Origin of the sequence: Amycolatopsis rubida, from assembly GCF_900115345.1 — a bacterium.
Taxonomy (GTDB): Bacteria; Actinomycetota; Actinomycetes; order Mycobacteriales; family Pseudonocardiaceae; genus Amycolatopsis; species Amycolatopsis rubida.
This window is the reverse complement of the sequence record NZ_FOWC01000009.1, coordinates 323,241-336,903: the sequence shown is the minus strand read 5'-3', so window position 1 is coordinate 336,903 and position 13,663 is coordinate 323,241. Positions and strand designations below refer to the sequence as shown.

11 protein-coding genes are annotated in these 13,663 nt (G+C 69.6%); 5 read left to right on the top strand and 6 right to left on the bottom strand.

The window, feature by feature from the left end; genetic code table 11:
* Positions 1–8 precede the first annotated feature (8 nt).
* Positions 9–1,577, top strand: a complete 1,569-nt coding sequence (locus BM362_RS31100; RefSeq protein ID WP_067575533.1) for a dolichyl-phosphate-mannose--protein mannosyltransferase — start codon at positions 9–11, stop codon at positions 1,575–1,577.
* On the opposite strand, the gene BM362_RS31095 is transcribed toward BM362_RS31100, so the two are convergent.
* Entirely contained in the window at positions 1,528–2,307 is a 780-nt protein-coding gene (locus BM362_RS31095; protein ID WP_244287349.1) for an AraC family transcriptional regulator, read from the bottom strand. The two genes, BM362_RS31100 and BM362_RS31095, sit on opposite strands and share 50 nt — an antisense overlap.
* A gap of 55 nt (positions 2,308–2,362) precedes the next feature.
* On the opposite strand from BM362_RS31095, the gene BM362_RS31090 reads away from it, so the two are divergent.
* Positions 2,363–2,929 (top strand): class I SAM-dependent methyltransferase, encoded by a 567-nt coding sequence (locus BM362_RS31090; RefSeq protein ID WP_067575532.1) that lies wholly within the window; start codon positions 2,363–2,365, stop codon positions 2,927–2,929.
* Positions 2,930–2,970: 41 nt separating this feature from the next.
* Here the strand turns inward: BM362_RS31090 and BM362_RS31085 are convergent, their stop codons facing one another.
* Positions 2,971–4,692 carry a serine/threonine-protein kinase gene (locus BM362_RS31085; RefSeq protein ID WP_067575531.1) on the bottom strand — a complete coding sequence of 574 codons (1,722 nt, stop codon included), beginning with the start codon at positions 4,690–4,692 and terminating at the stop codon, positions 2,971–2,973.
* Between the two features lie 217 nt (positions 4,693–4,909).
* Between BM362_RS31085 and BM362_RS31080 the strand changes: the two genes are divergently transcribed.
* On the top strand, positions 4,910–6,784 hold the full coding sequence (locus BM362_RS31080) for a propionyl-CoA synthetase (protein ID WP_093575523.1): 1,875 nt from the start codon (positions 4,910–4,912) through the stop codon (positions 6,782–6,784).
* Positions 6,785–7,118: 334 nt separating this feature from the next.
* A complete protein-coding gene (locus BM362_RS31075) occupies positions 7,119–8,693 on the top strand; it encodes a beta-N-acetylhexosaminidase (protein WP_093575522.1) in 1,575 nt (524 codons plus the stop codon).
* Here the strand turns inward: BM362_RS31075 and BM362_RS31070 are convergent.
* From BM362_RS31070 to exaC, 4 genes are all read right to left on the bottom strand, one after another.
* Complete coding sequence (locus tag BM362_RS31070) at positions 8,670–9,359, bottom strand: MOSC domain-containing protein (protein WP_093575521.1); 690 nt, start codon at positions 9,357–9,359, stop codon at positions 8,670–8,672. The genes BM362_RS31075 and BM362_RS31070 overlap by 24 nt on opposite strands.
* 279 nt (positions 9,360–9,638) lie before the next feature.
* Positions 9,639–10,136 (bottom strand): hypothetical protein, encoded by a 498-nt coding sequence (locus tag BM362_RS31065; RefSeq protein WP_143132521.1) that lies wholly within the window; start codon positions 10,134–10,136, stop codon positions 9,639–9,641.
* A 51-nt stretch (positions 10,137–10,187) separates the two neighbouring features.
* Positions 10,188–10,559, bottom strand: coding sequence for a DUF779 domain-containing protein (locus BM362_RS31060; protein WP_093575519.1), 372 nt, complete (start codon positions 10,557–10,559; stop codon positions 10,188–10,190).
* Complete coding sequence (exaC, locus tag BM362_RS31055; protein WP_093575518.1) at positions 10,559–12,082, bottom strand: acetaldehyde dehydrogenase ExaC; 1,524 nt, start codon at positions 12,080–12,082, stop codon at positions 10,559–10,561. The genes BM362_RS31060 and exaC overlap by 1 nt, the downstream gene beginning before the upstream one ends.
* 106 nt (positions 12,083–12,188) lie before the next feature.
* Here exaC and BM362_RS31050 point away from each other — a divergent pair, with 106 nt between their 5' ends.
* A complete protein-coding gene (locus tag BM362_RS31050) occupies positions 12,189–13,661 on the top strand; it encodes a helix-turn-helix domain-containing protein (RefSeq protein ID WP_167545501.1) in 1,473 nt (490 codons plus the stop codon).
* The last annotated feature ends 2 nt before the right edge of the window (positions 13,662–13,663 follow it).

Genomic DNA, 13,663 nt, shown 5'->3' with positions numbered 1-13,663 from the left:
CGGGCCCCGTGACCGCGCTGCTGACCCGTGCCGACGACGAGAGCGTGCGGCCGGACCCGGTCGACGCGCGCCGTCCCCCGACCGACCGCGAAGCCACCTTGCTCGGCCGGGCCATGCCCGCCGACCGGCTGCGCGGCTGGATCGTCACGATCGTGCTGACCGTGATCGGCGGCGTTGTCCGGCTGCAGAATCTGGGCCTGCCCACTGACCACGGCAGTCCCGTCTTCGACGAGAAGCACTACGTGCCCCAGGCCGCGCAGATGTTGCGCAACGGCGGGTACGAGGACAACGCCGGGTACGAGCTGATCGTGCACCCGCCGCTGGCCAAGGACTTCATCGCCTTCGGCGAGTGGCTCTTCGGCTACAACGGCTGGGGCTGGCGGCTGATGTCGGCCGTGGCCGGCACGCTGATCGTGCTGCTCACCGTGCGCATCGCACGCAGGCTGACCCGCTCGACGCTGCTCGGCGGTATCGCGGGCGTGCTGGTGATCTGCGACGGCGTGCTGCACCTGCAGTCGCGGATGGGGATGCTCGACATCTTCATCGCGTTCTTCGTCCTCGCCGCGTTCGCCTGCGTGCTCTGCGACCGCGACCAGGTTCGGCAGCGGCTGGCCGTCGCGGTGCGCGAGGGCTGGATCGGCGAATCGCAGTGGGGGCCGAAGCTCGGCTTCCGGTGGTGGCGGTTCGCGGCCGGGCTGATGATCGGCCTGACCTTCGGTGTCAAATGGTCGGCGCTGTACTACATCGCGGCGTTCGGCCTGCTCACCGTGTTCTTCGACGTCGCGGCCCGGCGTGCGGCGGGCGTGCGGCGGCCGTGGGTCGGCACGATCCGGCGCGACGTCGCGCCCGCGCTGTGGGCGATCCTCGTCGTGCCGGTGCTGATGTACCTGGCGGCGTACTGGGCGTGGTTCGCCAGCGAGACCGCGACCGACCGGCACTACACCGAGATCAAGAACCTCGGCCCGGGCATGTTCGGCTGGATCCCGCCCGCGCTGCGCTCGCTCGGCAGCTACACCGCCAACGTGCTGCATTTCCACGAAACCCTGCTGACGCCCAAGGACAATCCGCATCCGTGGGAGTCGAAGCCGTGGACCTGGCCGATGGGCCTGCGGCCGATGCTCTACTACTACGACGGCAACGTCACCGGCTGCGGCGAATCGCGCTGCCTTGGCGCGACGATGCTGATCGGCACCCCCGCGATGTGGTGGCTGGCCGTCCCGATGCTCGGCTGGGGTCTGTGGCGCTGGTTCTTCCGCGCGGACTGGCGCTACGCCGCCGTGCTGACCGCCTACTTCGCCGGCTACCTGCCCTGGTTCACCAACATCGACCGGCAGATGTACTTCTTCTACGCCACGCCGATGGCCCCGTTCCTGGTGCTCGGCCTGGTGCTGGCCCTCGGGCAGATCCTCGGCAGCGCCAAACGCGGATTCGAACGCCGGGGCACCGGTCTGCTCGTCGTCTCGCTCTACGTCGGGCTGGTGGTCGCGAACTTCGCCTGGCTGTGGCCGGTCCTCAATGGCATCCCGATCACGAACGCCCATTGGCAGGCGGAAATGTGGCTGCCTTCGTGGCGCTGAAGTAGGCGCCCGGCGGCACTCCGACCGCCCGGCGGAAGGCGGCGACGAACGCGCTCGCCGTCGCGTATCCGACCCGGTGCGCGACGGTCGTCATCGGCGTTCCCCGCGCCAGCAACGGCAATGCCGCGCGCATCCGCGCTTGCGTGCGCCAGGTCCCGAACGTCATCCGGCAGTCGCGGACGAACGCGCGGGACAGCGTCCGCTCGCTCGCACCGACTTCCCGGCCGAGCTCGGCCAGGCTGCGCGAGTCGGCGGGGTCGGCGAGCACCGCGTCGGCGACGTCCCGCGCTCGTGGATCGGCAGGCACCGGGACGACGATCGGCGCCACGTCCATCGGCTCCAGCAGATCGAACGCGACGGCTTCGGCACGGCGGCGGGCGTCGTCGCCGATGCCGTCCGCGGACAGGTGCTCCAGCAGCTCCCGCAGCAACGGCCGGACGATGACGATTCGCGGCGACGGCCAGTCGACCGGGCACTGTTCGGGATCGGCGTAGATACCGCGCAGCTCGACGTTCCCGGCCGCGCCGGTGCGATGCCGGACGCCGACCGGGATCCAGAGCGCGCGCGTGGACGGCAGCACCCACTGCGCGTCGCCGACCATCACCGCGGCGACCCCGCGCGCGGCCCAGACCAGCTGGTGCGCCGGATGTTCGTGCCAGGGGAACCAGGCTCCGGCCGCGATCGGGAGGTCGCCGAGCAGCATCGCGCCGGTTTGACCGTACTGCGACATGAGGTGACAGCCTATCGTCTTCCGGTCAGCGCGGCTCGTCCCTAGCGTCGGGACCATGCCGATGAACCTGATGCACCGCAAGCTCTGCAGCTCGGAAAAATGGGCCGCCGCGGTGGCCGAGGTGCTGCCGGACTGGCTCGCCCGCTTCGACCTGGGCGACGACGTGCTGGAAATCGGGCCGGGTTTCGGGGCCACCACGCGGGTGCTGGTCGACGCTCTCCCGCAGCTGACCGCGCTCGAAATCGACCCCGCGTCGACCCGGCTGTTGCAGGAGAAATACGGGGACCGGGCGGACATCGTCGAGGGCAGCGGCGCGGAAATGCCGTTCGAGGACGGCCGGTTCTCCGCGGTCGTGTGCTTCACGATGCTGCACCACGTGCCGACCGACGAACTTCAGGACCGGATCTTCGCCGAAGCGTTCCGGGTGCTGCGGCCCGGCGGCACCTATTGCGGGGTGGACAGCCAGCTCAGCTTCGGATTCCGGCTGCTGCACATCGGGGACACGATGAACGTCCTCGACGCGGAAGCCCTGCCGGGGCGGTTGGCGACGGCGGGGTTTGAGCAGGTGCGGGTGCGGGTGGAGCGGAAGCGGCTGGAGTTTTCCGCGGTGCGGCCGTCGTGAGTGTTGATCACGGTGCGCACCGTGATCAACGCTCACGAGCGTCAACGGGGTGAGCGGCGGGGCACGATCTGCGTAACCGGCCCGTCAAGCGCCTTGCCCGCCCGGCTCAGCCAGCCGTCGACCTCGCGCCGCACCGAGTTCAGCGTCGGGCGGCGGCGCGGCTCCGGGTCCAGCGAGGCCGCCAGGATCCGCGCGTGCACTGAACGCTGCGGCAGGTGCGTGACCGGATCGGCCCGCGCCGCGGCCATCAGCGCGGCCATCGGCGTCTCGCGGGTGCCGCGCGGCGGCTGGCCGGACAGCGCGTAGCTGACCGTGGCGGCGAGCTGCCAGGCGTCCGACGCCGGGCTGGCCGGGGAGCCCATCGCCTGTTCCGGCGCGACGAAATCGGGCGTGCCGATCATCATTCCGGTGGCGGTCATCTTGGAGTCGCCCTGGCTGCGGGCGATGCCGAAGTCGATGAGGTGCGCGATGCCCGCCGGGTCGAGGATGACGTTGGACGGCTTCACGTCGCGGTGCAGCACGCCCCGCTCGTGCGCCGCGACCAGCGCGCCCGCCATCGTCGACCACAGCCGTCCGGCGGCGACGTCGTCGATCGGGCCCTGTCCGTCGACCACCTCGGCGAGCGGTCGGCCCTGGAGGTACTCCATGACGAGCGCGAGCCCGTCCGGTTCCTCGACCAGGTCGTACACGCGGACGCAGTTCGGGTGGTTCACCACGGCCAGCGCCCGCGCCTCGCGCTGCATGCGCTCCTCGGTGTCGCGGTCGGGCGCGTGCGCGATCTTGAGCGCGACAGTGCGGTTGAGCTGCGTGTCGACGGCTTCCCAGACCGTGCCGAACCCGCCGTGCCCGAGCTGGCGGACGCGCCGGTACCGGCTGCTGCCCGCGTTGCGCGAACCGGGCGGCGGCGGGATCGCGCCGGGCGCGGCGGCCAGCATCCCGGCGGGCGGTGGCTCCGGAGCGGACGCCAGCGCGGTGGCCGGGTACTGCTTGTTCTGCGGCGGCGGAGGCGGCGGCAGCTGCTCCCGGCGCGACGGCGGCGGCGCGGCGGGCGGTTCGTCGCGGCGCGGCTCCGGCCGGTTGATCACCGACCACGGCGGCGGGCCGACCAGCGCGACCGGGATCAGTCCCAGGATGCTGAACGGAAGGAACCCGAGCCAGAAGTGCACGGCGGTGTTGGCCGACATGCCCGAGGTCGCGACCGCCATGACCACGAAGGGAATCCAGAAGAACCGCGACGGCCACTTCGGCCCGCGGCGGAAGGCGGTGCGCGCCTGCAGCATCACGAACAGCAGCGAGCCGACCGGCAGCACGGTGAAGGCGAGCAGGTACAGCGCGTAGGACAGCTTGAGGCCGCGCGGGTAGAAGAGCGTCTCGAAGACGTTCGGCCCGCCGCCGAGGTAGGTCTTCTGCACGCCGATGAACGAGCAGTAGTTCGTGCTCAGCTTGGCGGTTTCGGAGGCGGACAGCCCGCTCGCGCTACCCGCGTTGGCCGCGCGGAAGGTCTCCGAGATGCCCGAGGCCATCAGCCACGGCAGCACCAGCACGCTGACCACGCCGATGAGCCCGAACACGGTGAGCGTCGTCGCGTCGTACCGGTTGCCGGTCCCCTTGCGGACGATCGCCACGATCAGCGCCCCGGCCGCCGGGAAGAGCGCGACGAGCGCACCCGCTGTGGTCGTCGCCCACACCCAGTCGCCGGGGCAGAACCCCGGGCCGAACAAGGTGTGCGCGAGCGAGAGCAGCGCGCTCGCGATTCCGCTCACCGGCTGGTTCCCCTCACTGTCAGTGTTGTCTTCGTGCCGCTGCGCGGCCGTTCCCCACGGTCCAGCTTAGGACGCACACGGCCTTCGCGAGGTTGCCGGGTCGCGCCGGGATCGTGATCCGCCGCATCGATGTCGCCTGACCTCGCTGACCTGCGTTCCGCCGGGGGAAAGGCCATTATGAGGGCAGATCCGGCCGGCTGAAGTCAAAGGAGACCACGTGGGCGCGTACACCGAGACTTATCGGCGCAGCCTGGACGACCCGGAGCGGTTCTGGCTCGAAGCGGCCCGGGCGATCGACTGGACGCAGCGGCCCACCCGCGCGCTCGACTCGTCCGCCGCGCCGTTCTACCGCTGGTATCCCGACGGCGAGCTGAACACCTCCTACAACGCGCTCGACCGGCACGCGGACGGCGGCCGCGGCGCACAGGACGCGCTGATCTGGGATTCGCCGGTCACCGGACGCAAACGCCGCTACACCTATGCCGAGTTGCGCGACGAGGTCGCGACCTTCGCCGGCGCGCTCGCGTCGCTCGGGGTGACCCGCGGCGACCGCGTGATCCTCTATCTGCCGATGATCCCGCAGGCCGTCATCGCGATGCTCGCCTGCGCGCGGATCGGCGCGGTGCACTCCGTGGTGTTCGGCGGGTTCGCGCCGAAGGAACTGGCCGCGCGGATCGAAGACGCCAAGCCGAAGCTGATCCTCGCCGCGTCGTGCGGGATCGAGCCGGCCCGGGTCGTCGAGTACAAGCCGATCATCGACGCCGCTCTCGAAACCACTGAGCACCAGCCGGAGCACGTCGTGGTGTTCCAGCGCGAGCAGGCGCGCGCGGAACTGTCGGGCGCCGACCTCGACTGGACCGGCCTCGTCGCCGACGCCGACCCGGTGGATCCGGTTCCGGTGAAGGCGACTGACCCGCTGTACATCCTCTACACGTCCGGCACCACCGGGCGCCCGAAGGGCGTCGTGCGCGACACGGGCGGGCACGCGGTCGCGCTCGCGTGGTCGATGGGCGCGCTGTACGACATCCACGCCGGGGACGTCTGGTGGACGGCTTCCGACGTCGGCTGGGTCGTCGGGCATTCGTACATCGTCTACGCGCCGCTGCTGGTCGGCGCGACAACCGTGCTGTACGAAGGAAAACCCGTCGGGACTCCGGACGCGGGTGCGTTCTGGCGGGTCATCTCCGAGCACGGCGTGCAGGCGCTGTTCACCGCGCCGACCGCGTTGCGCGCGGTGAAGAAGGTGGACCCGGACGCGGACGAGCTCAAGAAGTACGACCTGGCCCAGTTCCGCACCCTGTTCATGGCGGGCGAGCGGCTCGACCCGGAGACCTACCACTGGGCGCACGACATCCTCGGCACGCCGGTCGTCGACCACTGGTGGCAGACCGAAACCGGCTGGCCGATCGCGGCCAACCCGCGCGGGCTCGAACCGATGCCGGTCAAACCCGGCTCGGCGACGAAACCGGTGCCCGGCTGGGACGTGCGCATTCTTGACCAGGCGGGCGAGGAACTGCCGGCAGGCCGCGAGGGCGCGATCGCGCTGAAACTGCCGCTGCCGCCGGGTTCGCTGCCGACGCTCTGGGGTGACGACGAGCGCTACCGCGAGGCGTACCTGTCGCGCTACCCCGGCTACTACCTGACCGGCGATTCGGGCTACCTCGACGAGGACGGCTACCTGTTCGTCATGGGCCGCACCGACGACGTGATCAACGTGGCCGGGCACCGGCTCTCGACCGGCTCGATGGAGGCCGTGCTGGCGTCGCATCCAGCGGTCGCGGAGTGCGCGGTCATCGGGGTCGCGGACCAGCTGAAGGGTCAGGTGCCGCGCGGTTTCGTGGTGCTGAAGTCCGGCGTGGAGGTGCCCGAGGAGCAGTTGCGGGACGAGCTGGTGGCGCTGGTTCGCCGGGACATCGGGCCGGTGGCGGCGTTCCGGGACGTCTCCGTGGTCAATGCGCTGCCGAAGACGCGCTCGGGGAAGATCCTGCGCAAGACGATGCGCGGGATCGCCGACGGTCGTGACGAGGCGGTTCCGTCGACGATCGAGGACCCGTCGGTGCTCGACGCGCTGCGGGCGATCCTGCGGCCCTGAGGACCGCCCAATGCGGTTTTCTCGGTGGCGTGGTGGGCGGCGAGACGCGCCGGGCGGCTTTTCTGCTCCTGAAGCCGCGCGGCCGCAGTGCGCGAAGCTGCCCCTTGCCGCTGACCCCGGCCGGGCTGGCGCGAACGTCTGTGAGGGGAACCCTGGCGAGACCACGCGACCCGGCCCGATGCCACGCACCCAATGCGGCATCGGGTGCACTGCGGGCATCCCGGCGAACGGGACATCCGGCACCGGCCGACCCTTTCGGGCGTTGTCAGCCTCCCGGGTAGTGGTCTATACCTCTTGGAGTCCGCCTTCTCCGCGACGCGACCGGAGGTATGCCGTGAGGAAGACCCTGTCCAGGGCCGTGCTTGGGGTGACCGTGCTCGGGCTCGCCGCGGTGGGAGTGCCCGGGCCTGCCGCGGCGACTCCCGCGCCCAGCGAACGGCAGGTCACCGATCTCGTACCGGTGCCGGTGCACGCCGTGGCGAAGGCGGACGCCACCTTCCGGCTCACGCCGCTGACCGTGATCCGCGCCGGGCACGGCACCGGCGAGGTCGCCGCGTACCTGCGCGGCCTGCTGCGGCCCGCGACCGGCTTCCCGCTGCCGGTCGTCCCGGTGAGCCCGGGATTGTCCGCGATTTCGCTCGACCTAGGCCACGCCGACCCGCGCGTCGGCGACGAGGGGTACCAGCTCGATGTCACGAAGAACGGCGTCCGGCTGCGCGCCAACACCTCCGCCGGGCTGTTCACGGGCGTCCAGTCGCTGCGGCAGCTGCTGCCGTCAGCGATCGAGGCGAAGACCGTGCAGCACCGCACGTGGACGATCGCGGGCGGCAGCGTTCTCGACTACCCGCGCTTCGCCCACCGCGGCGCGATGCTCGACGTCGCGCGGCACTTCTTCACACCAACGCAGGTGAAGAAGTACATCGACCAGATCGTCCAGTACAAGATCAACACGCTGCACCTGCACCTCACCGACGACCAGGGCTGGCGCATCGAGATCAAGAGCTGGCCGCGGCTGGCGACCGAAGGCGGAAAGACCGCGGCCTACGGCGACCCGGGCGGTTACTACACGCAGGAGCAGTACCGCGACATCATCGCCTACGCCGCGAGCCGCCACGTGACGGTCGTGCCGGAAATCGACATGCCCGGACACACGAACGCCGCGCAGTCGGTGTACGCGGAGCTGAACTGCGACGGGGTCGCCGTCCCGCCGCGCACCGACATCGAGGTCGGCTACAGCTCGCTGTGCATCAATTCGCCTACGACGTACCGATTCGTGGCGGATGTGATCCGCGAGCTCGCCGCGATCACGCCGGGCGAATACCTCAGCATCGGCGGCGACGAAGCACATTCGACGTCCGCCGAGGACTACAAAACCTTCTACGAGAAGGTGAGCCCGATGGTCGCCAAGTACGGCAAGCTGATCACCGGCTGGCACGAAATCGTGAAGACGCCGCTGCCGACGTCCGCCGTACCGCAGTACTGGGACCAGGGCGGCCCGAACGAGGACATGGCCGCCGCCGCGGCGCGCGGGAACAAGTTCATCATGTCGCCCGCCAACCACGCTTATCTCGACATGAAGTACACCGAATCGACGAAACTGGGCCAGGATTGGGCCGGCCTGGTCGAAGTCCGCGACGCCTACGAATGGGACCCGGCGACGCTCGTTCCCGGTGTCGAGGAGAAGTCGGTCGCCGGTGTCGAAGCTCCACTGTGGACGGAAACCATCCGGACCGGCGACGACATCGAGTACATGGCCTTCCCGCGCCTGCCCGGCGTCGCGGAAATCGGCTGGTCGCCGCGAGCGTCCCGAACCTGGGACGGATATCGGGAACGAATCGCCAAGCAAGCGCCACGCTGGCAAGCACAGGGAATCGGCTTCTACCGCTCACCGCAGGTCGACTGGAAGTAACCCCTTCGCCCGGTCCACTTTGGACTTGATCCCTTCGCGATAGCTTTCGGGCAGTGCGGTCGACGTCAGCACGCGCTCGGCCAGCTCCAGCATCGGCCCCGGCTCAGGCAACCGCGCGTAATTCGCTGACGCGACGAGGAAGGTCTCCGCGACGGTCGGCCCCTCGGCCCGCTCCACGAGGTCGAGCGGCCCGGCCGCCGGGACCGTGCCCGGGCGCAGCACGCGCAGATACCAGCCGCAGCGGTTCGTGCTGATCATCGCGGGCACGACATCCTTGCGCCCGGTCCGCATCGCGAGCTTGAAGCACGGATGCCGCGGCTGGGCGATCTGCACGAGCGCGTCGCCCCAGCCCCAGACGTCGCCGATCCGCGCGTCGCTCTCAAGCGCGCCTTCTACGGAGAGGTTCTCGCCGAAGTCGCCGTGCGCCACGGAGTACCCCTCCGCGGTCCACACCGGATAGTGCTCGACCGGGTAGACGTAGACGGCTTTGTCGGGACCGCCGTGCACCGAAAGGTCGGCTTGGCGGTCGCCGTCCAGGTTGAGTTCGGACAGCGCCAGTTCCGGATCGCCGACCCGGGTTTTCCGGATGGCGCTCAGGACCGGCTGGTCCCGCTGGCGGCCGAGGACGGTCGGCTCGCCCACGTAGACGTCTTTCAGCGACAGCATGCGGTGAACCTAGCAAGTTTCCCCGGCTACTTGGAGCGACCGGGGAAGCCAGCGGCAGGACTCCGCACGTAGACCGTCTCCTCCGTACCGGATTTCACGAACGCTGAGAACGTCGCGTGGTACGGCGTATCGAGGTGGGGTAAAGGCCGGCCTTCGCCCAGCCGACCTCCCGCATCTCGTCCGCGTCGAACGAAGGCCGCGGCGACCGCCATTGCCAAGGAGCTACGGAAAGATTTCACGGCATTCCCCCTGGACACAAAAATAGCGAACTGATGATTATCAGCAGGAACTGGCCGGGATTTCCCGGATCGCAATTCGACGAGCGGGGTGAACCCGCGTGGCGACGTCCTTGACCACCACGGTCGCCTTGAGCTGGTGCTGGTCGCCGGTGACGGCGTAGACATCCGGCACGTCCATGGTGAGGTAGCCGGACTCTCCGGTGATGCGGAAGCGGAAGAAGTCGTTCGCCGCGGCACGGCTCCACACCTTGACGAGCGTGCCTCCGGAGGCGCAGTCGGCGAACAGGATGTGCCCGTCCCCCTTCAGCAGCCGAAGGTGGTATTGGGCATAGATCTGATCCGCGCCGGGATAGTCGAAGCCTTCGACGATGGGCGACGGAGCGTCGTCGGTCGCGGCGATCTCGGAAACGAATGGAAAAACGGCAATGAAAAGCGTCGCCGTGGCGAGTACCCGCCCGGACAGTTTCCCTGGCATCCCCGAACCACCAGGAAGCTTAATGGCACGCTCAACCAGGCGTCGACAAACAACCGGCGACACCCGGTGAGCGGGAAACACTCACCGGATGCCGCCGCAGCTGGCCTGCCCGGTTTATCCGTTCAGCTCCGCCGATTCCTCGTCACTGAACAACCGGGACCGGATCAGGAACCGCACCCCCTCCGGGGCCTCCAGCGAGAAGCCGCTGCCCCGCCCCGGCACCACATCGATCGTCAGATGCGTATGCCGCCAGTACTCGAACTGGGGCCCCGACATCCACACCGGCACCGCGTCGATGCCGTCCACTGTCAGATCGCCCAGATGCACGTCGCGAGAACCGACCCGGAATTCGCCGATCGGGTAACACATCGGGGCGCTGCCGTCGCAGCATCCGCCGGACTGGTGGAACATCACCGGCCCGTGGACTGGCACCAGCCGCCGCAGGAGGTCGGCGGCGGCCGGGGTCAGGTCCACCCGCTCGGGCATCAGAAGAAGCCCAGCGCCTGGTCGGAGTAGGAGACCAGCATGTTCTTCGTCTGCTGATAGTGGTCCAGCATCATCTTGTGGTTCTCGCGGCCGATGCCGGAGGCCTTGTAGCCGCCGAAGGCCGCGTGTGCCGGGTAGGCGTGGTAGTTGTTCACCCACACGCGGCCGGCCTGGATGTCGCGGCCCGCGCGGTAGGCGGTGTTGCCGTCGCGGGACCAGACGCCGGCGCCGAGGCCGTACAGGGTGTCGTTGGCGATCTTCAGCGCGTCGGCGTAGTCGTCGAACTTCGCCACGGACACCACCGGGCCGAAGATCTCCTCCTGGAAGATGCGCATCTTGTTGTCGCCCTCGAACACCGTCGGCTGCACGTAGTAGCCGCCGGACAGGTCGCCGCCGAGGTCGGTCTGCCCGCCGCCGGTGAGGATCTTCGCGCCCTCCTGCTTGCCGATGTCGATGTAGGACAGGATTTTCTCGAGCTGGTCGTTCGAGGCCTGTGCGCCGATCTGCGTCTCGGTGTCGAGCGGGTTGCCCTGCTTGATCTTCTTCACGCGCTCGACCGCGTCGCCGAGGAACCGGTCGTAGATGCCGGACTGGATCAGCGCGCGCGACGGGCAGGTGCAGACCTCGCCCTGGTTCAGCGCGAAGAGCGCGAAGCCTTCCTGCGCCTTGTCGTAGAACGCGTCGTTGGCCGCGGCGACGTCGTCGAAGAAGATGTTCGGGCTCTTGCCGCCCAGTTCGACGGTCACCGGGATGATGTTTTCGCTGGCGTACTGCAGGATCAGCCGCCCGGTCGTCGTTTCGCCGGTGAAGGCGACCTTGCGCACGCGGTTGCTCGACGCGAGCGGTTTGCCCGCCTCGACGCCGAAGCCGTTGACGACGTTCAGCACGCCCGGCGGGATCAGGTCGCCGATGATCGACAGCAGCAGGTGGATCGACGCCGGGGTCTGCTCGGCGGGCTTGAGCACGATCGCGTTGCCCGCGGCCAGCGCCGGGGCGAGCTTCCAGACTGCCATCAGCAGCGGGAAGTTCCACGGGATGATCTGGCCGACGACGCCGAGCGGCTCGTGGAAGTGGTAGGCAACCGTGTTGTCGTCGATCTGCGAGATACCGCCCTCCTGGGCGCGCAGCGCGCCGGCGAAGTAGCGGAAGTGGTCGATCGCGAGCGGGATGTCCGCGGCGAGGGTCTCGCGGACCGGCTTGCCGTTCTCCCAGGACTCGGCGACCGCGATCTTCTCGAGGTTCTGCTCCATCCGGTCGGCGATCTTGAGCAGGATGTTCGCGCGCTCCTCGGCCGAGGTGCGGCCCCAGGCGGGCGCGGCGCCCTCGGCCGCGTCGAGCGCCCGGTCGATGTCGGCCGCCGTCCCGCGGGCGATCTCGGTGAAGGTCATCCCGGTCACCGGCGTCGGGTTCTCGAAGTACTGCCCGCCGGCCGGCGCGACGTATTCGCCGCCGATGTAGTGGTCGTAGCGGGTTTCGTAGTCGACGACGGAGCCGTCGGTGTTCGGTGCGGCGTATACGGCCATCTTGCCCTGCCTCGTTGCTGGTCGGTGACGGTCGGCGACGACCGTAGGCCGGGCAACGTTGCGCCGACGTTGCAACCGTGTGACCAGGGTCTCTACTCTCGTTGATGTGGCGGAGCTGCCCGAAGCCGATCTGCTGCGCGATCCGGAGTCGTACGCGCGGCTGCTCCGCCATGTCCGCGAGGCGGTGCTGTCCGGGACCACCGCGCCGCGCTCGCCACGGTCGGTGGTGTCGGCGTCGTGGGAGCGCTCGCTGGCCGCGCACGTCGACCCGGACGCCGGAGAGGCCCCGCTGATCTGCGAGCCGGACGAACTCACTGACCTGCGCGCGGAGCATCCGCTGGCCCCGGTGCTGCCGCTGTTGCGCGAGATGCTGGTGAGCATCGCCGACGACGCCGAGCACATGATGATCGTGACCGACGCGAACGGGCTCATCCTGTGGCGTGAGGGCGCGACCGGCGTGCTGCTGCGCGCGGACCAGGTCGCGCTCACCGAGGGCACGCGATGGAGCGAAGAGGCGATCGGCACGAACGCGATGGGCACCACGCTGGCCACCGGGCAGCCGGTGCAGATCTACTCCGCCGAGCACCTCGTCCGCCGCTATCACACGTGGACCTGCGCGGCGGCCCCCGTGCGCGACCCGGACACCGGCGCGTTGCTCGGCTCGATCGACGTCAGCGGACCCCTTCGCACAGTGCATCCGGCGATGTTGTCGCTGGTCACCGCCACGGCGCAGCTTGCCGAGGGACGGCTGCGGGCCCAGCTGGCGGTCCGCGACGAGAAGGTGCGGCGGGCGAACATGCCGCACCTGGCGTCGTTGCGCGGCCGCCCCGGCGCGCTCCTTTCGGCGGGCGGGCGGGTGCTGGCCGCCGAAGCGTGCACCCTTCCATCCACTGTGGAGGTACGAAAAGGCGGCGGCACCGTGACGCTGCCGGACGGCCGGGTCGCCACCGTCGACCCGCTCGACGAGGGCTACCTGCTGCGCATCGCCACGTCCGGCTCCGCGACCCGGCGGAAGCTGTCGCTCGAATACCTCACCGACGGCCCCGGATCGACCACTGTGGACGGTCGAGACATCCCGTTCACTTTGCGGCACGCCGAATTGCTGACTCTGCTTGCCCTTCAGCCGCGCGGTTTGCCGGCGGAAAAGCTGGCGTTGCAGCTGTATGGCGAAGCTGGCAATCCGGTGACCGTGCGCGCCGAAATCCACCGGTTGCGCACGCAGCTGGGCACTGGGGTGTTGCAGACGCGTCCGTACCGCCTCGCGGCCACAGTGGACGCGGATTTCCTGCGCGCCAAAGCCGCCCTGCGCACCGGAGACGCCGCGGCAGCGGTCCGGTCGTTCCGGGGCCCGCTGCTCGCGGATTCGGAATCGCCCGCGATCCTGGAGGAACGCGAGTCGATCAGCGCGCAGGTCCGGCAGCTGGCGTTGAACAGCGGGGACGCGGATACGCTGTGGGCGTTCTGGGAAACCTCCTGTGGTGCTGATGATCTGGCGATCCTGGACGCGCTGTCCGCGGTGCTCGCACCGTCGGATCCACGGTTGGCGGCGGTACGGACGCACCGGGCTCGGCTGGGCTGATT